Here is a 23,364-nt window from a genome sequence, read left to right on the forward strand (position 1 = left end):
CGAACGAAATATGAATTACCTGCCAATATATAGTGTAAGACAAAGGAGGGCTGGAATATGAAGGGTGAAATAGATTACGCACATTTAATTCAATTAACTTTATCAGGCAATAAAGAAGCGTATAGCGAATTGTATGATGTAACGATTCAAGAAGTATATAAAACAGCACATTTTTTAATTGAAGATAAAACGGATGTAGATGATGTCGTTCAAGAAGTATACATACAGCTATATGAATCGCTTCGTAAATATGATAGGAAGAAGCCATTTCGTCCTTGGCTAATTGGGCTTGCGATTAAACAAATTCATTCTTATAGAAGAAAGAGGTGGATGCGACTACGAATTATAAAAAAAGCAGAAGAGCAAAGAAAGCCAGTGCAAATTGATTTTTCTAACGATGTTGTAAGTAAAATATCAAACCAAAAACTAATCGAACTCATTCATAAATTACCGTATAAATTGAAACAAGTTATTATCTTAAGATACTTACATGATTATTCACAAGAAGAAGTAGCACAAATATTACATATTCCAATTGGTACAGTGAAATCTAGAATTCATGCGGCATTAAAGAAACTACGTCAAAAAGAGCAAGTAGAAGAAATTTTTTTAGGAGAGGTAGGGAATGTGAAATGAGTTTAGATTGTAGAGTTAGAGAATCTATACGAGAAGAAGCGAAGGGAATTGTTGCCCCGCCGGAGTTAAAAGAAAAAATAATTGTTCAAATCAAAATGAATCGCGGGGGAAGTAAGGTGAAGAGACGCCTGATCGCCGGAGTGCTTGCAGCAGCACTTTTAATCCCTACGACCGGTTTTGCATATCAATCTATTATGGCGGATGGTATATACGGTTCTTTTGAGAATTTAAAAAAACATGCTGGAGCGATGACATTAGAGGCGTACATGCGTTTTAGTGCAAAATTATTAGAAGCGAAAGATGAAATGGGTGCGAAGGAATATGAAGAGTTTACAAAAGAATTAAAAAAATTAACAGATGCAAAGCTTGCGTACGGAGATTCAAACGGTAATATTGATTACGATCAATTATCATCAGCTAAAAAAGAAGAAATGAAAAGAATAGAGATGGAGCTTCAGCCGTATTTTGATAAATTAAATGGCCATAAATCTAGTAAAGAAGTATTAACTCCTGAAGAGTATGAACAATATATGGAAGCATTAATGTCATATCAAACCGTATTAGTAAAAACGAAATCGAGTGGGGGGATAACAGTAGAAGAAGTACCTGAAGCGTACAAAGAAAGGTTTATTAAAGCGGAGCAGTTTATGGAGTATGTAAATGAAAAGGTGAGATAAGTAAAAAAGCTCAAAGCTTTAGCTTCGAGCTTTTTTTATTGAAAGAAAATAAAGCATTCAATTATATTTTTTCATCGCTGCATGATCCTTTTGTATAAAACAATCTAAAAGGGAATAACCAGCTATTAAACTAATAATCGTAACAAAAGTTGTATTTATTAGAATAATATTAACTAAATAAGGTAGGTATTCGCCAAGTGGTGAAAAGAGGAGTGCTGGGGAAAAGGAAATGAATAGTGTAGGCACTGTAATAGCGATAAATTTATCCGGTTGAAAGCTCCAATTTTGTTTACTCGTTTCGCGATTAATAGATTGAAGGAATCGTAATAAAATGCCGACTATAAGAGGGAAGAGTGTAAAGTAGAATAATTTTGGATAAACGTTAAAGTTCACTTGCGTGTCTGTATCTAAATAAAATTGAATTTTTACTCCTACAAATAATAATAAGACGATAAATAATGTGAAGCAGAGGTATAGCATTACTTTTTGCATTATATTCCACCATCCTTTACTCAAAATATATTCAAAAAAAGAAGAGATATACAATAACTACTGTTGTATATCTCTTCTTTTACTGTTAGTTAATAGTGGAGTTTGCTTTTTCTTGCTTCGTGAAATAATCAATAATGCCCATTGCGCTAATTTCTATATCTAAATGTAAAATATTATAAACGGAATGATCAGCTGGAACGTTTAACGTTGTAAGATGAGAAGAGATTTTATCCATTAACACAGTTTGTAAAGCTTTAGTTGCTTCATCGAAATCATTATACTGTTCAAAGACTTCCTTACCAGTCTGAATGAAAATAGGTAACCAATGTTCCAATTGATTGTATACTTCTGTAACATGAGAGGATGCGCCGTAATGACCGAAATAAATAGTATCTACATTCATGCTTTGAATGTGATTTTTAGAAGCAATCATCGCATCTGGTTGGAATTGTGAAGGGGACGTTGATGGTAGATATAACTCTACATCAACGTCTGCGAGTTCTCTATAATAAATTCCAATTGTATCGCCAGTAAAAATCCCGTTTGTTAATGAATCGTGAATGCTAATATGGTGCTTCGCATGTCCTGGTGTATCGTAAAATGTAAGTTTACGGTCTTCTGCAATTTGTAATGTATCACCATGTTGTACAATACGAACACGTTCTTCTTCTATAGGAAGAATGGGATCGAAAAGTTTGTCGAAATCTTCTTTGTATACAGCTTTTGCACCTAAAATAAGTTTTGTTGGATCAATCATATGACGAGCACCACGAGAATGCACATATAACGTAGCATTTGGGCACTTTTCCATCATTAAACCAGCTGCGCCAGCGTGATCTAAATGCACATGTGTAACGATAATGTTTTTAACATCGTTTAAATCAATATGTAATTGTTGTAAGCCGTCTAAAATATACGGAAGAGAAGGGGCTGCACAAGTTTCAATTAAAGTAATATCGTCACCTAATAAAACGTACGTACCTGTTCGTTCATTATGCTGTAAATCGAAATCATCAATAAGATATAGGTGAGAAGATAATTGCTCTACTTTTTTCATATTTACCACTCCTTATATACTGCATGTTTCTATTATACGCTAAAATAGAAAAAAGGCAGAAAACGAAAGCTCGTCTTCTGCCTTTTTGTAATATTATTATTTCGTTTGTTGTTTATTAATAGACATAATGAACAGTCCAACAATCCCGCCTACTAATGGAAGCATAATCTCTCCTGCTAAATTAAAGTAGGAGCTTAAGAATAAACCATTTACATCGATTACCCAGCCAGTAACATACAATAACATCATATATAGTACGAAATAAAACTCGCGATTTGAAATCGTTTCATGTTGTGCAGTTTTCATAATGGACACCATCCTTTTCTTTTATAATGGAATATAAACTGTCACATTTTGTTCACATTTCAATTGTAAAACTTTCCAAAATAAAAGTCTAGTATTTTTTGTCGAATTTTCGAACAAAAATAAAGCGCTATCATTTCAGCGTGTAAGTACGTAATAAGAGCTGTATATTCACGAATGTAGTATAGTATAAACATAGAATGATAGTGAAGAGAGGGGCAAAGACAATGACAGTTTATGATTTTTCAGCTAAAACAATTACAGGTGAAGAAAAGTCGTTAAGAGATTATGAAGGAAAAGCACTTCTTATTGTAAATGTAGCTAGTAAATGTGGTTTCACACCTCAATATAAAGGATTACAAGAGGTGTATGATAAATATAAGGACCAAGGACTAGAAATACTCGGTTTCCCTTGTAACCAATTTGGAGGACAAGAGCCAGGTACAGAAGCAGATATTACTAGTTTTTGTGAGTTAAACTACGGTGTAAACTTCCCGATGTTTGCAAAGGTTGATGTGAAAGGTGATAAGGCTCATCCTTTATATACCTACATGACAGAACAAGCACCAGGTTTACTCGGTATGAAAGCAGTGAAATGGAATTTTACGAAGTTTCTAATTGGAAAAGACGGGAAAGTAGTAGGGCGTTTTGCGCCGCAGACGAAGCCGGTAGATTTAGAGGTTGAGATTGAGAAGGTACTTGGAGAATAATTAGGAGTTTCACTTTATTAAAAAACGTCTCAAAGAACAATGTAGTTCTTTGAGACGTTTTCTTTAAACTCACATTTTCAAGATTAAATAACTGTATCAAAGTCATCTGATTTAGGTAGAGAAGCTGCTTTTTTCATAAGCACTTCCCATAAGTGTACAGATTTCTTCCATTCTTCTGCAGTCTGCCTCTGTTTATACATAGCGTTCTCATAACTGGCAGTAAGTTGTTGCATATCGGCCGAGTTGTAAAGTGTATCGATATGGAGAGCGTATTCTCGGAATGTTTGACTTTCACTCCGTGGTATGCCAATTCTCGCAAATTGTTTTAAAAGTGCACCGTAAGCTTTTTGATAAACACCATCATCTTTTCGGTATTTATAGAAATGAATAATAAGAAATGTCCTCCATATCATTCTAGTGGTGAAGAGAATGTATCCCATAATACTAATTAGTATCGTAGAGAGGAATACGTACCACCAAGAAAAACTAGTTTGAGAATTTGTAACCTTTTTAGTAGAAGCTTCTTCTGTATTTTCTATTAAACTTTTAAGTTTTGCTTCATTATTTCGTTGTTGTATTTGCGTGTTATTAGAATTATTTGCTTCGCTATTTTGTGAAATAGGAGCAGGCGTATTATTTATAAAATTATAGGGATTAGTAAATCCTTTTGTTGGTTCGAATGGAATCCATCCGTATCCTGGGAAATATACTTCGACCCAAGAGTGTGCGTTATCGTTCGTGATTGTATAAACATCCTCACCTTCTGCAGAGGCAAGTGTATTGTCAAGAGTTCCTTCTGTATAGCCTTTTACCCAGCGAGCAGGAATCCCGGCAGAACGAAGTAGTACAATCATAGACGTCGAAAAATTATTACAGTAGTCGCTTTTTGTATCGAAAAGGAATTGATCTACATAATCTTGGCTTTTGGCAGGGAATAAGACATTTGTTGATTCGTATGTAAAAGAGTTGTCTGTAAAGTAATTTTCAATAGCTAATACTTTATCATATCGGTTGTCTTTATCATTTGTAAGATTGACAGCCAAGTCTTTTACGCGCTGTGGTAATGACTTGGGAAGTTGTGTGTACTTTGTCATAAAATAAGGATTTGTTTCTTGACCTTCATTTGTTTTTACAGCTTTCAAGTTTTCTATGGAAAACTCAGGGATCTCATATGTTACTTTATACGAATGTAAAGTAGTAGAAGAGTCTCCATTCATTGTATAAATTTTTTCTGAAAACGGGTCAACACTGTATGATACATCAGAAGCAGCCTCAACTGATACTAATCCTGCTGGATAGGTAAGGTGAGGGTAACTTTTTTGCATGGTAATTGTTGCCTCAGTCGTTTTCGTTTTTGTATTTTGTTCGTACCAGCTTACGACGTCGTTTTTATTTTTAAAAGAAATCTTTTTCGGATTTTCAGAAATTTCCCAGCCTTTTCCTGTATAAAAATCTTTTGTTTCTACTCTCCAATATTGTTTGTTTTGCGTTCGTGCTGTGAAAACAATTGTAGGATCCGCCTTAAAAGGACCGCCTAATCGCGAGTCATCTAAACCATACCCAATTGTAGAAACTTTTTGTTCTTTACTTGCTTCAGATGTGTTGAATTTTAAAAAATCCATTGTGTTTGGCCATTGAGGGCCAAATTTTGGAGCAAAGTATGCAATGGTTGCTAATAATACGATAAATATTGTAAGTGGTCTAAGTAATTTTGAGATTTCTCTAGCATAATTTTGTAAGTGTTCACGTTCTTTTATTCGTTCTACTTGAAGAAGACTAAGCATAAAAAAGCCGATGACAACAGTACGAATAATAGCGTAGTTTGCATTGTATAAATGTAAGTTATGAAAAGTTGCGATATAAATAATAGTCAATACAAGGAATAGAAACCCACGTTTTTTATGAATAATCCAAAATGAAGTGAAAGAACTCAAAAACCAAAATGAGAGAAAAAATAAAACCGTCGGAAAAACTGGAGAAATATCTAGTAAATTCCCTTGGAAAAACAGGGAGGAATTTCGAAACATATCAGAAAAGAATGTTGTTAGCCAAGATGGATTTATAAAAGCATTTTTATAATATAGGGAATGAATGATAAATAAGACTGTGACAATTTTTATAGGAATCTGCCACCTCGTTTGAAAAAAAGAGAGAGCGAAGCAAATTCCTATAAATGTTACGAAAATATCTAATCTACCTACATTTGTAATACCTATAAGAGGTCTTATCCATTCTAGTAAAAGAAGAAATACACATGCATGCATGAAGAATCTGTTTGTATCCCACTTGTATTTTGCTTGTAATATCATCATTTGCTCACCTCAAAAAACACGTTTGTATACCGGTTTTCATAAACCGTGTTTACAAATATTTGTCGTTTTTTTAGAGTTTCTAGTATACTGAGTTCTCGGTGTGAAAGTTGATTCGCTTTTTCTTTCACGACAAAAACCATACATTTTCTATTTCTTATAGCAGCACAATCAGCCGCCTTTTGAATATCGGGAGAAAGATTACTGGTCACGAGTATAACCGTGACGGGTTCATAAATTTTTCTTAGTTCCATGTCTACACTCTGGGAGAGCGGAAATACACTGTCTGCTTGTACTTTTGCTAAATGACAAAGGATTTGTTGTAACTGCGTATCTCCATTGTCTAAAGGGAAAATGGTTTGTTCTTTTCCGATAGACACGAATGATGCTGGTGAATTTTGTTTCAAGACAGCCCTTACGATAGAGGCAGTAAATGTGACGACTGATTCGAATAGAGGAGACTCGGTTCTGTCTATGAATATCATAATATTATGGCTGCGCTGTTGTTCAAACTCTTTTGTCATAATATTGTTTGTTCGTGCAGTTGCTTTCCAATCGATCCATGAAAAGCGATCGCCAGGTTTATAGTCTCTGACACCGACCGAGATTGTAGAGTCTTTTGCTGAATTTATATTTGCTGAAAGCGCTCCTTGTTCGAAATGATTTTCCAATTGTCGATACGCTATATCTACATACTGGGGATAGACTAAAAATGTATCTGGAACTAAAAAAGTTACTTCTTTCTCCATCATGCCGAATAAATCGCCAGTTTTGACACGAACGCTTGAAAAAGTGTGCTCGCCTCTAGGGATTGTGTCAATAACATATTGAAACGAAATATTTCGTTTCAATCCTGGGAAGAGTACTACCTTATTCATCTTTATTTGTTTACAACTTATAAATTGTGGTGGCAGTGCATCTTCTATAACTAAATAAAGTAAGGGAAAAGGAAATTTTCTTTTTATTGTAATCGTGCTTACAAATTGTTCTCCTACTACATATCCATTTTGGTTTGTTATTCGCTTTACTTCAGCGTCCCGTAAAGCGTAGAAGGGGAGTAGTAGCGAATAAAGAGCAATGGGAATTATGCTGTAAAATAAAAACCAACTTACAAACCCTCCTTGAAACATAGCGTACACAAATGTTAAGACTAGGCATAAAGGGAGTAGCAATAACTTCATAACGTGATATAGCGCTCGCAGCATTCGTTTCATCAAGGGTTCATCGTCCTTTGAGTAGGCACGGTAGTTCGTGCAACGATTTTTGCGATAACTTGTTTGCCAGTTATTCCTTCAAATTTTGCTTCCATTTTTAGAATGAGTCTATGTGCTAAAACGTAAGGGGCTAAAAGTTTAACATCGTCTGAAATAACATAATTCCTGCCATGGATAAATGCATAAGCTTGTGAAGCTTTCATTAAAGCAATCGAACCACGTGGACTTGCACCTAACTGTATAGAACTGTACGTACGAGTCTGATTAACAAGCTTTACAATGTAATGCTTAATTGCTTTGTCCATACTTACTACCCGTACGCTTTGTTGTAAATAAAGTAATTCTTGTATTGTAGTAATGGTCTGTAATTGAGAGAGTGGATTTGTTTTTTCCATCCGGTTTAAAATTTCAAATTCTTCCTCTGGTGTAGGATATCCCATTTTTAGTTTCAATAAGAAACGATCGAGCTGAGCTTCTGGTAGAGAATATGTTCCTTCATATTCGACCGGATTTTGTGTAGCCATGACAAAGAACGGCTTTGGTAAAGGTCTTGTAATACCATCTATTGTAATATTGCCTTCTTCCATACATTCAAGTAAAGCAGATTGTGTCTTTGGAGATGTACGATTAATTTCATCAGCAAGTACAAAATTCCCCATAATTGGTCCAGGCTTGAACTCAAATTGGAGCTCTTTCGGATTATAAATAGAAACTCCTGTTACATCTGACGGCAGTAAATCAGGTGTAAATTGAATTCGCTTATAATCAGCATCAATGGATTTAGAAAGAGCACGTACTAGCATTGTTTTCCCGACACCAGGAACATCTTCTAATAGCACATGACCTTCAGCTAAGAGAGCTGTCAAAGCTAAGATTGTTTCTTTTCGTTTTCCGACCATTATTTTTTCAATATTATTGATTATTTTTTCTACAGTGGGATGTAATGAATCAAGCTGGGGCATCGTAATCCTCCTAATGTTATTATCGTTTTCTAATCCATTTAGTTGACATATTTCAATTCTATATATAGATAGTAAAACTTCCACCTTTAATTCTGAGAATATTCAGATTATTTATTTTGATTATATCTAGTATAATTGTTTCCGTAACTAAGGGCAATACAGTAAATAATGATTTGTAGTTTTATGTAAAATGAGACTTGATATTAAAAATGACATTGAAGAAAAAATTCCTTACATACAATTTATATTCTTTTCTTTATGGCATTTTTGAAATAATATCAAAATTCTTTTTCTTTTGCAAAATAGTCGATACCTCAAAATACTATTCTCCTAATAATCACGATTAACCATAACCTTCACAACGGAACAAAAGGTTTTCTCACAAACTTATTTTCTACTGAATTTTTGACAATCTCTTGAACTGTGCGAAATGTCACATCTGTATTTTACAACCTCTCTTATAGTAAGGGTATGTAAGAGAGACGTATTAAAGGAGTGAACAGTATGAAGAAAAAAACTTCAGCACTAATGAGACGTTTAAAATATTTTTCACCAATAGATCGTTATAACGATAATCATACACAAGAAACATATGAAGATCGTGAATGGGAAAATGTGTACAGAAAGCGTTGGCAGCATGATAAAGTAATTCGTTCTACACACGGCGTGAACTGTACTGGTTCATGTAGCTGGAATATATATGTGAAAGATGGAATTGTGACGTGGGAAGGGCAGGAGCTTAACTATCCAACGACAGGTCCTGATATGCCAGATTTTGAACCGCGAGGATGCCCACGTGGAGCAAGTTTTTCTTGGTACATTTATAGTCCACTTCGTGTGAAATATCCGTATGTACGTGGTGTTCTTTGGAGTATGTGGCAAGAGGAACTACAAAATAACGAGTCACCATTAGATGCTTGGAAAAGCATTGTGGAAAACCCTGAAAAAGCACGAAAGTATAAGCAGGCACGTGGTAAAGGAGGATTCATTCGTGCGAATTGGGATGAAGTGTTACAACTCGTTTCAGCTTCATTACTGTATACAGTAATGAAATACGGTCCAGACCGAAATGTTGGTTTCTCACCAATTCCAGCTATGTCGATGTTAAGTCATGCAGCTGGTAGTCGCTTTATGCAACTTATGGGTGGACCGATGCTTAGTTTTTATGATTGGTACGCAGATTTACCACCAGCTTCTCCGCAAATTTGGGGTGATCAAACAGATGTACCAGAAAGTAGTGACTGGTATAACTCTGGTTACATTATGACATGGGGTTCAAATGTACCGATGACGAGAACACCAGATGCACACTTTTTAGCGGAGGTTCGATATAAAGGAACGAAGGTAGTTTCAGTAAGTCCTGATTTCGCTGAGTCAACAAAGTTTGCGGATGATTGGATTAGTGTGAAACAAGGTACAGATGGTGCACTTGCGATGGCAATGGGGCATGTGATCTTACAAGAATTTTACGTAGATAATCAAGTGGAATATTTCACAAAGTATGCGAAGCAATATACTGATTTTCCTTTCTTTGTCACATTGAAACAAAAAGGAGATCAATTCGTTGCTGATCGTTTCTTAAACGCTGCTGATATTGGACGCGAAACGAAGTTAGGAGAATGGAAACCTGTTCTTTGGAACGAGAACACGAATGATTTTGCAACACCTCAAGGCACAATGGGCTCACGTTGGGATAACGAAAAGAAATGGAACTTGCGTTTAGAAGATGAAGAAACAGGTGAAAAGATTGATCCACGTCTTTCTTTACTTGGAATGGAAGAAACGATTGGAACGGTACAAATTCCGTACTTCTCTGATGATGGAAACAAAGTATTAGAACGTACAATTCCAGTGAAAAAGGTTATGACAGAAGAAGGCGAAGTGTTCGTTACAACTGTATACGACTTAACGTTAGCAAATTACGGGGTGAACCGAGGGTTTGGCGGACAAGAGCCGAAAGACTTCAATGATGATGTACCGTTTACACCTGCATGGCAAGAGAAAATGACAGGAGTGAAACGAGAACTAATTATTCAAATCGCTCGTGAGTTCGCACAAAATGCCGCTGATACAAATGGTCGCTCGATGATTATTGTTGGAGCTGGTATTAACCATTGGTTTAACTCTGATACGATTTATCGCGCAGTTTTAAATCTTGTTCTTCTCGTTGGGGCACAAGGTGTAAACGGCGGGGGGTGGGCGCATTATGTTGGTCAAGAAAAATTACGACCTGCAGAAGGATGGCAAACAATCGCGATGGCGAAAGATTGGCAAGGGCCACCGAAATTACAAAACGGTACATCTTTCTTCTATTTCGTAACAGATCAATGGCGCTATGAAGATACACCAGTTGGACATTTAGCATCACCAGTGGAAGGGAACTCCCGTTATCAACATCACGGTGATTACAACGTATTAGCGGCACGACTTGGCTGGTTACCTTCGTATCCGACATTCGAGAAAAATGGAATTGAATTATATAAAGAAGCTGCTGCTGCTGGTGCAACAACGCAAGAAGAAATCGGAAAATACGTTGCGCAAAAACTGAAAGAAAAAGCACTGAAATTCGCAATTGAAGATCCTGATAATAAAAACAACTTCCCGCGCAACTTATTCGTATGGCGTGCGAATTTAATTTCGAGTTCTGGTAAAGGACATGAATATTTCTTAAAACATTTATTAGGTACAACAAACGGGTTAATGAATGACGACAGTGATTCATTACGACCAGAAGAAATTAAGTGGCATGAAGAAGCGCCAGAAGGGAAGCTTGATTTACTCATTAATTTAGATTTCCGTATGGCTGGAACAGCGCTTTATTCTGATATCGTCTTACCTGCTTCAACTTGGTACGAAAAACATGATTTAAGTAGTACAGATATGCATCCATTTGTGCATCCATTTAATCCAGCAATCGGTTCACCGTGGGAAGCACGCTCTGACTGGGATATTTTCACTTCACTTTCTAAAGCTGTGTCAGATTTAGCGAAGAAAATAGATCTTGAGCCAATGAAAGAAGTTGTTGCAACACCACTTCTTCATGATACACCGCAAGAATTAGCGCAACCACTTGGCAAGATTAAAGATTGGAGTAAAGGTGAATGTGAACCAATCCCGGGTAAAACGATGCCACAAATTCATGTTGTTGAAAGGGATTATAAAACGATTTATGACAAAATGACAGCACTTGGACCAAATGCCGGAAAACAACCGATTGGTACGAAAGGGATCTCTTGGTCAGCAGAAAAAGAGTATGAGCAATTAAAGAGCAAATTAGGAGTTGTTCGAACGGATACTATTGCGAAAGGTTGCCCAGACATAAAAGAAGCAATCAATGCTGCTGAAGCGGTATTAACGCTTTCTTCTACAACAAACGGTCATATGGCAGTAAAAGCATGGGAAGCACTTGAAAAACAAACAGATCTAAAATTACGTGATTTAGCAGAAGAACGTGAAGAAGAATGCTTTACATTCGAACAAATTACAGCACAACCGAAAACAGTAATTACTTCTCCGGCCTTTACAGGTTCAGAAAAAGGTGGACGACGTTACTCACCGTTTACAACAAATGTGGAACGTCTTATTCCTTGGAGAACGATAACTGGTCGACAATCTTTCTACTTAGACCATGACATGATGAAAGAATTTGGTGAAATGATGGCAACATTTAAACCAATTCTGCAACATAAACCGTTCCGTAAGTCACGCCCTGAAGTAGAAGGGAAAGAGATTACACTAAACTATTTAACACCGCATAATAAGTGGTCGATTCATAGTATGTATTTCGATTCATTACCGATGTTAACGCTGTTTAGAGGTGGTCCAACTGTTTGGATGAATAAAGAGGACGCTGCAGAAGCTGGCGTTGCTGATAATGATTGGATCGAGTGCTTTAACCGTAACGGTGTTGTCGTAGCGCGTGCTGTTGTAACGCACCGTATACCGAGGGGAATGGCATTTATGCACCATGCGCAAGATCGCCACATTAACGTGCCTGGTACGAAATTAACAAGCACCCGTGGGGGAACGCATAATAGTCCAACCCGTATTCATGTTAAACCAACACATATGATTGGTGGATATGGCCAATTAAGCTATGGATTTAACTATTATGGTCCGACTGGGAACCAGCGTGATTTAAATGTTGTAATCCGTAAACTGAAGGAGGTAGATTGGCTTGAAGATTAAAGCGCAAGTCGGAATGGTAATGAACCTAGATAAGTGCATCGGCTGTCATACTTGTAGTGTAACGTGCAAAAACACCTGGACAAATCGTCCAGGTGCGGAATATATATACTTCAATAACGTAGAAACGAAGCCCGGAATTGGTTATCCGAAACAATGGGAAGATCAGGAGAAATATAAAGGCGGCTGGGAATTGAAAAATGGTGAAATTCAGCTGAAATCTGGTTCGAAAATGAAACGTCTTATGAACATTTTCCACAATCCAGATCAACCAACAATTGATGATTACTTTGAACCTTGGAATTATGATTATGAAACATTAACAAATAGCCCGCAGCGTAAGCATCAACCAGTTGCTCGTCCGAAATCAGCAATTACAGGCGAATTTATCGACAAAATTGAATGGGGTCCGAACTGGGAAGATGATTTAGCTGGTGGACATATAACAGGATTACAAGATCCGAACGTAAAGAAAATGGAAGAAGAAATTAAAACAGATTTTGAAAACGTCTTTATGATGTATTTACCACGCATATGTGAACATTGTATGAATCCGTCTTGCGTATCATCTTGTCCATCTGGTGCGATGTATAAACGTGAAGAAGACGGCATTGTTCTTGTAGATCAAAATGCATGTCGTGCTTGGAGGTTCTGCGTATCATCTTGTCCATATAAAAAAGTGTATTTTAACTGGCAAACGAATAAAGCTGAAAAATGTACAATGTGTTTCCCACGTATTGAGGCTGGTATGCCAACAATTTGTTCAGAAACATGTGTGGGACGTATCAGGTATATTGGGGTAATGCTATATGACGCTGACAAAGTAAAAGAAGCAGCTTCTGTTGAAGACGAAAAAGATTTATATGAATCTCAGCTTACTGTTTTCCTAGATCCAAATGATCCAGAAGTAGCAGCTGAAGCGAAAAAACAAGGCATTCCTGAAGAATGGATTAAAGCAGCACAAGAGTCACCAATCTATAAAATGATTATCGATTGGAAAATTGCTCTGCCTCTTCATCCAGAGTACCGTACAATGCCGATGGTTTGGTATATTCCGCCGCTTAGCCCAATTATGAATATGGTGGAAGGGAAAGGCAGTAACTGGCAAGCAGAAGAGATTTTCCCTGCTATCGATAATATGCGTATTCCAATTCAATATTTAGCGAATTTACTCACTGCAGGAGATGAATCACACATTCGTCTTACATTGAAGAAAATGGCTGTTATGCGAACGCATATGAGAGCGCTGCAAATTAATAAAGAGCCAAATGAAGCTGTATTAAAAGAACTTGGTTTAACGAAACAGGATGTAGAAGATATGTATCGTCTTCTTGCTATTGCGAAATATAAAGATCGCTTCGTCATTCCGGGCACTCATCGTGAACAAGTGGCAGATTTATATAGCGAACAAGGAAGCTGTGGTTTAGCATTCGCAGGTGGTCCAGGCTCTTGTATGACAATTTCTTAAATAAAGGGGGCAGAAAATGATGAAACAAAGTTTACAAACTGCTTTTTCTTGTTCTTCATTTCTTCTCTCCTACCCAGAAATCGGGTGGAGAGAAGCTTTAGCTGAATTACAAGAAGAGATGGAAGCGATTGAACAGGACGATGTTAAAGCTTCACTTACAGCATTTATAAAACAAGCGCTAAATAAAACGAACGATCAACTCATTGATGGTTACGTATATACATTTGATTTTGGTAAAAAGACGAATATGTATTTAACGTATATGAACACTGGTGAACAAAGAGAAAGAGGGATTGAATTACTAGAGTTAAAACAGCATTATAAAAAATCTGGTTTTGAAGTAACAGATAAAGAACTACCTGATTATTTACCACTCTTGCTTGAGTTCTTTGCAAATGCAAATGAGAGAGACAGTGGACCAATTATGAGCAAATACACGGAGAATATACAAGCGTTACACGCTCAATTAAAAGAAGCAGACAGTATGTATGAACCAATTCTTGCGGCTGTTCTACTCGCTATCGAAGCATGGGATGTACAGAAAAATTAGAAAGGAGAGTTGTTAAAATGATGAATCAATTTCTATGGGTATTGTTTCCCTATATCATTTTTGCAATCTTTATCGGTGGACATATTTTTAGATACAACTATGATCAATTTGGATGGACATCAAAATCTAGTGAACTATTAGAAAAGAAAATGCTCCGAATCGGAAGTCTATTATTCCACTTTGGGATTATGTTCGTAATTGGCGGTCATGTTATGGGGATATTAATTCCAGAAGCTGTATACCGTTCGATAGGTATTTCTGAGCATACGTATCACATAATGGCAATTAGTTTCGGGCTTCCGGCAGGTGTTGCTTCTATTATCGGTTTAATTATATTAACGTACCGCCGCGTAACTGTAAAACGTATCATTGCAACGAGCACAAAGGGAGATTATATTGCGCTTATTTTATTACTTATCGTAATGTTAGCAGGACTTTCTGCAACATTTTTAAATATCGATTCAAAAGGATTTGATTATCGTACAACAATTGGCCCTTGGTTCCGAAGTCTCTTTATTTTCCAACCGAAAGTTGAATATATGACGGAAGTACCAGTATGGTTTAAAATTCATATTCTTGCAGGGATGGGTTTATTCGCAGTGTGGCCATTTACAAGACTAGTACATGTATTTAGTGCCCCAATTAAATATGTAAGCCGTAGTTATGTAATTTACAGAAGACGTATTCCTAATGAGTTGAAAAAATAATACTGCTGTAAACGGATAGGAGCTAATGGTTAAAACGAAACGAGGTCTAATATGGAAGGCCTCGTTTTTGTTTACATAGGGAATAACCGTTAATAAGTAGTTTAAATTGAAAAAAGATTAGCATCTAAATAAGATGCTAATCAATACTACAAACAGAAGCAGAGCAATCTTCACAAGCAATTTCACATTTTAAAAATTGTAAATCGTGAATGGTAATCTTTCCTTTATGAATAGAAATTGTACCTTGCTTTTTTAATTCATTTAACATTCGATTTACGCTTTCACGTGAAGTTGCACAGAAATTAGCTAGTTCTTGATTCGTTAACGGTAAATCGATGAGAATACCATTTTCTTTTAATACACCGTAACTATTTGTCATTCGAATGAGAGTAGAATATAAGGCACCTTTTTTGCCGTGTAACACTAAATCTCGGAACTTCGTTTGCATTCTTCTTAAATGTTCACTAATCCATTTCATAAATTCAAATACAAGAGCGGGTTTTTGGAGTAATGCTTTTTCTAACGCTTCACGCTTTATTACACCTACTTCAACATCTTCAAGACATTTTGAGTTTAATAAATATTTTGCATTATCCGTGAACAACGTTAATTCTCCAATAATGTCATATTCCGAACAAATTCGAAGTGTTAATTCTTGTCCGTCAGCACTAAGTTTACTAATTTGTACTTTTCCTGAGTGGATAATATAGAGTTCGGTTGCCTCCATACCTTCTTGAAAAATAAAACTGCCTTTTTTTATCTGCATTTTATATTCAACAGATGCAAGTAATTCCTTTAAATCTTGAGATAATTTCATACTGTTTGTCACAGCAATCACCTTTCTTCTTATAAGCAATACATTTCCTATTTTGAGTGTAAATATGTTGAAAATGCAAGAGCTATTTTAAAAATATAGTAAAATTTCAATGACCGTAAGGAGGAGAGACTGAAGATGTGAACAAAATGCGAACAGATTTGTGAAGAATTTTTGAATGGGGAAAGTGATGTGAGAAAAGTCACATTGAATTTGCAACTTATTTTTTATAATAAAGGCAAATAAAAAATTGAAAGCTTACTAAGGATTGCAGCAGAAAAGAAGGGATATAGATGCACGAAAAAATGAAAGATTCATTAGAACGGCCACTTCAAGATTTACGTATTTCAGTTATTGATCGTTGTAATTTTAGGTGCACATACTGTATGCCTGCTGAAGTGTTCGGACCTGATTATGCTTTTTTGCAGGAAGAGTTTTTATTAACGTTCGATGAAATAGAAAGATTAGCAAGATTATTTATAAGTATGGGAGTCAATAAAATTAGGCTGACTGGCGGTGAACCGTTATTGCGTAAAGATTTACCTCAGTTAATCGCAAGGCTTACAAAACTAGAAGGCTTAAAAGACATTGGGCTCACAACAAACGGAATTCATTTAGCGAAACAAGCTAAGGCGTTAAAAGACGCGGGATTAAAGCGTGTAAATATTAGTTTAGATGCGATAGAGGATCACGTCTTCAAAAAAATTAACGGAAGAAATGTAAGTACAAAACCTGTACTGAAAGGAATAGCAGCAGCAAAGGCTGCTGGATTAGAGGTAAAGGTAAATATGGTCGTAAAAAAAGGAATGAATGATAGTCAAATTCTTCATATGGCTCGTTATTTTAAAGAAAAAGAAATTCAGCTCCGTTTCATTGAGTTTATGGATGTAGGCAGTACGAACGGATGGAATTTTGAACAAGTGATTACGAAGGAACAATTAATAGAGAAGATTAATCGCGTATATCCGGTTGAACCTGTTACACCTCGTTATTTTGGAGAAGTTGCGAAATTGTATCGATATGTAGGGAGCGATGCAGAAGTTGGATTTATTACTTCAGTATCAGAGTCATTTTGTTCTTCTTGTACGAGAGCTCGTATTTCGGCAGACGGTAAGTTTTTTACGTGTCTATTTGGAACGAAAGGAACGGATTTGCGAACGCTTCTTCGAGAAAATATTTCTGATGCATCACTATTAAAAATTTTACAACATACGTGGCGATATAGAACAGATCGATATTCAGATGAAAGAACGGCGGATAGTACAAATAAACGTCAAAAAGTTGAAATGTCTTACATTGGCGGATAGCGAGAGGAGGATTTCCTATGCAAGAGCGATATTCAAGGCAAGTATTGTTTTCTAGAATAGGTGAAATGGGTCAAAGAAAAATAAGAGAAAAGCATGTACTTTTAATCGGTGCGGGTGCACTAGGAGCTGCGAATGCAGAAGCATTTGCTAGGATGGGAATTGGGAAATTGACAATTGCCGATCGTGACTACGTCGAATGGAGTAATTTACAGCGGCAACAGTTATATACAGAAGAAGATGCAAAGCAATGCAAACCAAAAGCAATTGCAGCAGCAGAACATGTAAGAAAGATTAATTCGGAAGTGGAAATTGTACCAGTTGTAACAGATGTCACAATGCGAGAAATAGAAGAGTTAACAAAAGAAGTGGATCTCATCATAGATGCGACTGACAATTTCGATACGCGCCTACTTATAAATGACATTTCACAAAAAGAAAATATACCTTGGATATACGGTGGATGCGTTGGAAGTTACGGTGTAACGTATACAATTCTCCCTGGGAAAACACCATGTTTTCGCTGTCTGATGGATCATCCTATGAGCGGTGCAACATGCGATACAGCTGGAATCATTCAGCCAGCTGTACAAATGGTCGTTGCTCACCAAATAACAGAGGCGATGAAAATATTAGTGGATGATTATGAGTCGTTAAGAGGGACGATGTTATCATTTGATATTTGGAACAATCAATATCTCTCATTAAAAGTAAATAGACAGAAAAAAAGTACATGTCCATCTTGTGGGAAATTACGAACGTATCCAAGTTTAACATTTGAAGCACAAATGAAAACGGAAGTGTTATGCGGACGGAATACAGTTCAAATCCGTTCAGGAATAAAGAGAAATCTTAATTTAACCGAAATTCAAAAACGATTACAAAAGAGTGTACATGTCAAAAAAACACCTTACTTACTATCATTTTTAATTGATGAATATCGTTTCGTTTTATTTATAGACGGTAGGGCATTTATTCATGGGACAAATGATGTGAAAATAGCAAAACGATTATACGCAACATATATAGGGTGAACAGAAAGTGAGCGTCACCTTATTGAAAAGAGGTGAAAAAAGAATGTTAGAAAAACGTATACCAATTCCAGTGGCAGAAGCAGTTGCGCGTGTAATGGAATATGCCTACCAAGGTGAAATAGAAAAGGTTTCTCTTATAGAAAGCTACGGTAGAACACTTGGAGAAGATGTTATTGCAGATCATGATGTTCCGCATTTTAATCGCTCTCCGTACGATGGGTTTGCGATTCGAGCGGAAGATACAAAAGAAGCGAGTAGTAGTAACCCCATTCAGTTTGAAGTAATTGGCGAAATTGGAGCAGGTTTTGTTTTTACAGAAGAAGTGAAAGAGTTTCAAGCTGTCCGTATTATGACAGGAGCAGCAATTCCGAAAGGGTGTAGTGCGGTTGTTATGTTGGAGCTAACGGAAGGGTTTGAAGAAAATGAAAAGACTTATATGAAATTGAAACGCTCCTTTATTGCTGGGGATAACATTTCTTTTAAAGGAGAAGATGTAAAACAAAATACCGTCCTTGTGAAAAAAGGTACTGTTATTAATCCTGGAGTAGCAGCACTTCTTGCTACGTTTGGTTATAGTTCTGTACACGTTATAAAACAGCCGGTTATTGGAATTGTAACGACAGGAAGCGAACTGCTTGAAGTACATGAACACTTAAAGCCAGGGAAGATTCGAAATAGTAACTCCTATATGATTGCTGCTCAAATTGAACGAGCTGGCGGAGTTGTACAGTATTATGGACAGTTCGCTGACGATATTGAGACGTGTTATAACACTGTAAAAAAAGCGATAAAAGAAGTCGATATTTTAATTACAACTGGTGGCGTTTCGGTAGGAGATTATGACTATTTACCTGCTATTTATGAGAGATTACAAGCAAATGTACTTTTTAGCAAAATAGCGATGCGACCAGGAAGTGTGACAACTGTAGCTGAGGTAGAAGGAAAACTACTATTTGGTTTATCTGGTAATCCTTCTGCTTGTTATGTCGGTTGTGAATTATTTGTTCGGCCAGTTATTCGAACATACTTGCATAGAAAAGATTCGCATGTATTTCGTGCAGAGGCGATTTTACAAAAAGACTTTCCAAAAGCAAACCCATTCACTCGTTTTGTAAGAGGAAAAGTGGAAATTGTAAATGGAAAATTGCAAGCGACACCAGTTGGTTTAGATAAATCTAGTGCAATTTCTTCACTTGCAGAGGCGAACGCATTTATTGTCCTGCCGGGAGGAACAAGGGGATTTGAAGCAGGAATAACTGTTTCGGTACTGTTATTAGAATCAAACGCTGGAAGTGAGTGGCCATGGGAAGAACCACTTCGGTCGTACAAATGATAGAAAAATAGATTGCTAACTTATATGAAGATAAGAGGTGCAAGATGACACATACGTATTATGAAGTGATTGATACACCTATTTCAATTGAGGAAGTTACAAACAAAGTAATTTGTCGTGAGTGCGGCGCAGTTACTACTTTCATTGGTACTGTTAGAGAATTTACGAAAGGCCGTCGTACGCTATATTTAGAGTATGTAGCATATAAAACAATGGCAGAAAAACAGCTTGAGAAAATTGGTACTGAAGTAGGAGAGAGGTGGCCTGGGACATTTGTCGCCATTACACATCGCATTGGTACATTACAAATTTGTGATCTTGCTGTTGTCGTCTCTGTTTCTACACCACACCGGAAAGCAGCCTATGAGGCGAACGAATATATTATGGAGCGTATAAAACAAATCGTTCCCATTTGGAAGAAAGAATTTTGGGAAGATGGTGAATCATGGATAGGTGATCAGTTAGAAAAGGTAGCATATGAGAATGATGAGCCTGGAAAGGGGATGAGAATATGATTGAAGTACTATTATTTGCACATTTACAAGAAGAAGTAAGTAAGTCAGCATTACACATAGATTGTGAAAATATTACGGTTGCTAAACTTAAGGAAGTGCTCATTAAGAAATACGACGTAGCGATTTCAAGTGAGATTATGGTTGCTATAAATGAAGAGTATGCAAATGAGGATGACATCATTCAAACTGGCGATGTTATAGCAATGATTCCGCCAGTGAGTGGTGGTTGATTCTTTTCAGCCTAATCATGTTAGGACGTGATTAGGCTGGAGGGAATGAATATAACTATGCATACATAGGAGGGAACAGGATGAAAAGTCCTAATTTTCAATTAAGTTTACAAACTTCTAATCTAGTTATCGGGTTTATGGTATGGGTCATTTTATCATCATTAATGCCTTATATTAAAGCGGATATTCCATTAACTGCGGGACAAATTTCTATGGTAACAGCAGTACCGGTTATATTAGGTTCTGTTCTTCGCATTCCAATTGGTTATTGGACAAATCGTTTCGGAGCAAGAAAATTATTCTTTATTAGTTTTATTCTATTATTATTTCCTGTCTTTTATATTAGTGTTGCCAATTCAATGATGGATTTAATTATTGGTGGTTTATTTGTCGGAATCGGTGGTGCTGTATTCTCTGTAGGCGTAACTTCTTTACCGAAATACTTTCCGAAAGAGAGTCACGGTTTTGTAAATGGTATATACGGTGTCGGTAACGCAGGAACAGCAATTACTTCGTTCTTAGCACCAGTTATCGCAACTTCAGTTGGCTGGAGAACGACAGTACAGTGTTATTTAGTTTTACTCGCAGCATTTGCACTTATGAACTTTTTATTAGGCGATCGTAAGGAGAAAAAGGTGAATACACCATTAATGGAACAAATAAAAGGTGTATATAAAAATGAAAAACTTTGGTTTTTATGTATCTTTTACTTTTTAACATTTGGATCTTTCGTCGCATTTACTGTATACTTACCAAACTTTTTAGTATCTCACTTCGGATTAGAAAAAGTGGATGCAGGTATGCGGACAGCAGGATTCATTGTACTTGCAACAATTATGCGGCCAATTGGCGGTTGGCTTGGTGATAAATTTAACCCATTTAAAATATTAATCTTCGTATTTATCGGTTTAACACTTTCAGGTATTATTTTATCATTCATGCCTAGTATGAACGTATATACTTTTGGTTGCTTACTAGTCGCATTTTGTGCAGGTATCGGTAATGGTACAATCTTCAAACTCGTTCCAATGTACTTCTCAGAACAAGCTGGTATTGTAAATGGACTCGTTTCAGCTTTAGGCGGACTAGGAGGGTTCTTCCCGCCGCTAATTTTAACATTATTATTCCAACTAACAGGTCATTATGCAATTGGATTTATGGCATTATCAGAAGTCGCACTTGCTTGTTTAATCATTACAGTGTGGATGTATAGTCAAGAAAAGCTGTTAGTGATGTTAAAGAATCATTAAAAAAGAAAAAGAGCCGTCCCGAAGTATTTTGGGATGGTTCTTTTAGTAATAGACTTCAACTTGTTTTTTATTGATATCTTAACAAATGTTTGTTTTCTAAAATATTGTGGTTTTTAAATAAAAAACAGAAGGGTAATGGAATTTTATGTTAAAAAATAGATATCAGATGTTATTCAATTAAAGGGCAGGTTAGCTCAAGCACAAAGATTAAACTAATTTTTAGAAAGCAAATATATCGAGAATGAAAATAATAACTTTTGAATTAAACGATGACTATTGATCGCTAACGAATCGATAAATAGTCGCTCCTTTCTAAAAGCTATCTATTAATATGTATAAAAATATATCAATAGCTTGAAATGTTCCGAAATTCAAAAAACATATAAAGGTATCTATAACAAGAAAAAACTGCATATTTTTTAGGACCAGATTTTTGGGTAAGGCTAATGGAGATTGTGAAAAAGTACACTTAAAATAAAGAATACAGTTTAGGTTGATAAGATAAAATTATGAATTTGTATAAATAATTCATAATTTTCTTTGTGAGTCATATTTGATATGTTAAAGAAAAGAGAGCGTTTAATCCAACTAAAATATATGTAGAATGAGGTTTTAAATGTTTATTTTCATTATATTAGACGTAATAGTGCCAATATTAATATTGATGCTAATTGGTGCAATCTTACAAAGGAAGTTCCAATTTAACTTAAAGCAGCTATCTACACTTATTAATTATTGCTTGATGCCAGCGGCTGTATTTGTGAATATATATGATATTAGTATAGAAACAGGTTTGTTGCTCCAGATCATGTACTATTTAATGTTTTATAGTCTGAGTCTAATGCTAGTAAGTCATTTTATTTCAAAAACATTAAAGTTAGAAAAAGGAGAAAGTGCAGCTCTAAAAAATAGCATTTCGTTAATGAATTCCGGTAATTATGGATTACCAGTAAGTCAATTGATTTTCAGTCACAATCCAGTGGGGGTTTCCATTCAGATTTTCATTGTGATTTTCCAAAACCTTTTAACTTATTCATATGGGATTTATAACTTACTATCAGCAACAAAAACAATCGGAGGTATTATTCAATCATTTATAAGACTGCCTGTATTTCATGCGCTCGTACTAGGGATTCTCTTTCAATCGTTTACAATTCAAATACCTAATTCTATCTTTCTACCTCTTAATCAGCTTGCGAATAGTTTTGTTGCCATAGCACTCATATTGCTAGGAGCACAATTAGCCAACATTAAGCTTAATTTTTTCCATAGAGTCATAACATGGTCTTTAATTGGAAGGTTACTGATGGGGCCATTATTAGCACTTTCCATGATCTACCTCTTAAACATTGATGGAATTGTTGCACAATCATTATTTATTGCAAGTTCTTTTCCTACTTCAAGAAATACATCAACTATTGCTATGGAGTATCAAATAGAGCCTGAACTACATGCACAAATCGTTTTATTTTCAACACTTTTCAGCATTATTACAGTAACTGTCGTTATTTATTTGTCATATATTTTGTTTTGAATATACGTTTAAAACCGAATGGATTTGAGGCGGTAAATGATGGATGGAAATCCCATTGATATGAGAGGAAAACAGTCTAT

At 36.0% G+C, this 23,364-nt stretch carries 21 protein-coding genes; 14 read left to right on the plus strand and 7 right to left on the minus strand.

What is annotated here, in order from left to right; genetic code table 11:
* Positions 1-57 precede the first annotated feature (57 nt).
* The gene (locus AXW78_RS10315; RefSeq protein WP_000675554.1) at positions 58-636 is read left to right on the plus strand and encodes a sigma-70 family RNA polymerase sigma factor; all 579 of its coding nucleotides are present in this window, start codon (positions 58-60) and stop codon (positions 634-636) included.
* A complete protein-coding gene (locus AXW78_RS10320; RefSeq protein ID WP_000050698.1) occupies positions 633-1,313 on the plus strand; it encodes a DUF3600 domain-containing protein in 681 nt (226 codons plus the stop codon). Before AXW78_RS10315 ends, AXW78_RS10320 begins: the two co-directional genes overlap by 4 nt.
* A gap of 57 nt (positions 1,314-1,370) precedes the next feature.
* Here AXW78_RS10320 and AXW78_RS10325 read toward each other — a convergent pair whose 3' ends face one another.
* The 3 genes from AXW78_RS10325 to AXW78_RS10335 all read right to left on the minus strand — a co-directional run bounded on the left by AXW78_RS10325 (position 1,371) and on the right by AXW78_RS10335 (position 3,168).
* Entirely contained in the window at positions 1,371-1,805 is a 435-nt protein-coding gene (locus AXW78_RS10325; RefSeq protein WP_001174540.1) for a hypothetical protein, read from the minus strand.
* Between the two features lie 85 nt (positions 1,806-1,890).
* Positions 1,891-2,862, minus strand: coding sequence for an MBL fold metallo-hydrolase (locus AXW78_RS10330; protein ID WP_000754971.1), 972 nt, complete (start codon positions 2,860-2,862; stop codon positions 1,891-1,893).
* 96 nt (positions 2,863-2,958) lie between these two features.
* Positions 2,959-3,168 (minus strand): DUF3925 domain-containing protein, encoded by a 210-nt coding sequence (locus AXW78_RS10335; protein ID WP_000844984.1) that lies wholly within the window; start codon positions 3,166-3,168, stop codon positions 2,959-2,961.
* Positions 3,169-3,392: 224 nt separating this feature from the next.
* Here AXW78_RS10335 and bsaA point away from each other — a divergent pair, with 224 nt between their 5' ends.
* Positions 3,393-3,875, plus strand: a complete 483-nt coding sequence (gene bsaA, locus AXW78_RS10340) for a glutathione peroxidase (RefSeq protein WP_000219442.1) — start codon at positions 3,393-3,395, stop codon at positions 3,873-3,875.
* Between the two features lie 83 nt (positions 3,876-3,958).
* On the opposite strand, the gene AXW78_RS10345 is transcribed toward bsaA, so the two are convergent.
* Genes AXW78_RS10345 through AXW78_RS10355 form a run of 3 tightly spaced genes read right to left on the minus strand, consistent with a single transcriptional unit; the run spans position 3,959 to position 8,360 of the window.
* A complete protein-coding gene (locus AXW78_RS10345; RefSeq protein ID WP_061884105.1) occupies positions 3,959-6,187 on the minus strand; it encodes a transglutaminase TgpA family protein in 2,229 nt (742 codons plus the stop codon).
* Complete coding sequence (locus AXW78_RS10350; RefSeq protein WP_000827539.1) at positions 6,184-7,398, minus strand: DUF58 domain-containing protein; 1,215 nt, start codon at positions 7,396-7,398, stop codon at positions 6,184-6,186. The genes AXW78_RS10345 and AXW78_RS10350 overlap by 4 nt, the downstream gene beginning before the upstream one ends.
* Positions 7,398-8,360, minus strand: coding sequence for an AAA family ATPase (locus AXW78_RS10355; RefSeq protein ID WP_001135813.1), 963 nt, complete (start codon positions 8,358-8,360; stop codon positions 7,398-7,400). Before AXW78_RS10355 ends, AXW78_RS10350 begins: the two co-directional genes overlap by 1 nt.
* 504 nt (positions 8,361-8,864) lie before the next feature.
* Between AXW78_RS10355 and AXW78_RS10360 the strand changes: the two genes are divergently transcribed.
* The 4 genes from AXW78_RS10360 to narI are packed head-to-tail and all read left to right on the plus strand — an operon-like array spanning position 8,865 to position 15,270.
* Entirely contained in the window at positions 8,865-12,548 is a 3,684-nt protein-coding gene (locus AXW78_RS10360) for a nitrate reductase subunit alpha (protein ID WP_000730790.1), read from the plus strand.
* On the plus strand, positions 12,538-14,013 hold the full coding sequence (gene narH / locus AXW78_RS10365) for a nitrate reductase subunit beta (protein ID WP_061884106.1): 1,476 nt from the start codon (positions 12,538-12,540) through the stop codon (positions 14,011-14,013). Before AXW78_RS10360 ends, narH begins: the two co-directional genes overlap by 11 nt.
* Before the next feature lie 19 nt (positions 14,014-14,032).
* Positions 14,033-14,563, plus strand: a complete 531-nt coding sequence (narJ, locus tag AXW78_RS10370) for a nitrate reductase molybdenum cofactor assembly chaperone (RefSeq protein ID WP_061884844.1) — start codon at positions 14,033-14,035, stop codon at positions 14,561-14,563.
* Between the two features lie 17 nt (positions 14,564-14,580).
* A complete protein-coding gene (narI, locus tag AXW78_RS10375; RefSeq protein WP_000981848.1) occupies positions 14,581-15,270 on the plus strand; it encodes a respiratory nitrate reductase subunit gamma in 690 nt (229 codons plus the stop codon).
* 136 nt (positions 15,271-15,406) lie between these two features.
* Here narI and AXW78_RS10380 read toward each other — a convergent pair whose 3' ends face one another.
* Positions 15,407-16,099, minus strand: coding sequence for a Crp/Fnr family transcriptional regulator (locus AXW78_RS10380; RefSeq protein ID WP_000185188.1), 693 nt, complete (start codon positions 16,097-16,099; stop codon positions 15,407-15,409).
* 278 nt (positions 16,100-16,377) lie between these two features.
* Between AXW78_RS10380 and moaA the strand changes: the two genes are divergently transcribed.
* From moaA to AXW78_RS10415, 7 genes are all read left to right on the plus strand, one after another.
* Positions 16,378-17,391, plus strand: a complete 1,014-nt coding sequence (gene moaA, locus AXW78_RS10385; protein WP_000544617.1) for a GTP 3',8-cyclase MoaA — start codon at positions 16,378-16,380, stop codon at positions 17,389-17,391.
* A 17-nt stretch (positions 17,392-17,408) separates the two neighbouring features.
* Positions 17,409-18,422, plus strand: coding sequence for a molybdopterin-synthase adenylyltransferase MoeB (locus tag AXW78_RS10390; protein ID WP_001158152.1), 1,014 nt, complete (start codon positions 17,409-17,411; stop codon positions 18,420-18,422).
* 43 nt (positions 18,423-18,465) lie between these two features.
* A complete protein-coding gene (locus AXW78_RS10395) occupies positions 18,466-19,755 on the plus strand; it encodes a molybdopterin molybdotransferase MoeA (protein ID WP_061884107.1) in 1,290 nt (429 codons plus the stop codon).
* Between the two features lie 44 nt (positions 19,756-19,799).
* Positions 19,800-20,270 carry a molybdenum cofactor biosynthesis protein MoaE gene (locus AXW78_RS10400; protein WP_000149953.1) on the plus strand — a complete coding sequence of 157 codons (471 nt, stop codon included), beginning with the start codon at positions 19,800-19,802 and terminating at the stop codon, positions 20,268-20,270.
* A complete protein-coding gene (gene moaD, locus AXW78_RS10405) occupies positions 20,267-20,500 on the plus strand; it encodes a molybdopterin converting factor subunit 1 (RefSeq protein ID WP_000573686.1) in 234 nt (77 codons plus the stop codon). The genes AXW78_RS10400 and moaD overlap by 4 nt, the downstream gene beginning before the upstream one ends.
* An 80-nt stretch (positions 20,501-20,580) precedes the next feature.
* Complete coding sequence (gene narK / locus AXW78_RS10410) at positions 20,581-21,750, plus strand: nitrate transporter NarK (protein WP_000841864.1); 1,170 nt, start codon at positions 20,581-20,583, stop codon at positions 21,748-21,750.
* Between the two features lie 616 nt (positions 21,751-22,366).
* A complete protein-coding gene (locus tag AXW78_RS10415) occupies positions 22,367-23,284 on the plus strand; it encodes an AEC family transporter (RefSeq protein ID WP_000469521.1) in 918 nt (305 codons plus the stop codon).
* Positions 23,285-23,364: the final 80 nt, after the last annotated feature.

This window comes from Bacillus thuringiensis (genome assembly GCF_001595725.1).
GTDB lineage: Bacteria > Bacillota > Bacilli > Bacillales > Bacillaceae_G > Bacillus_A > Bacillus_A thuringiensis_K.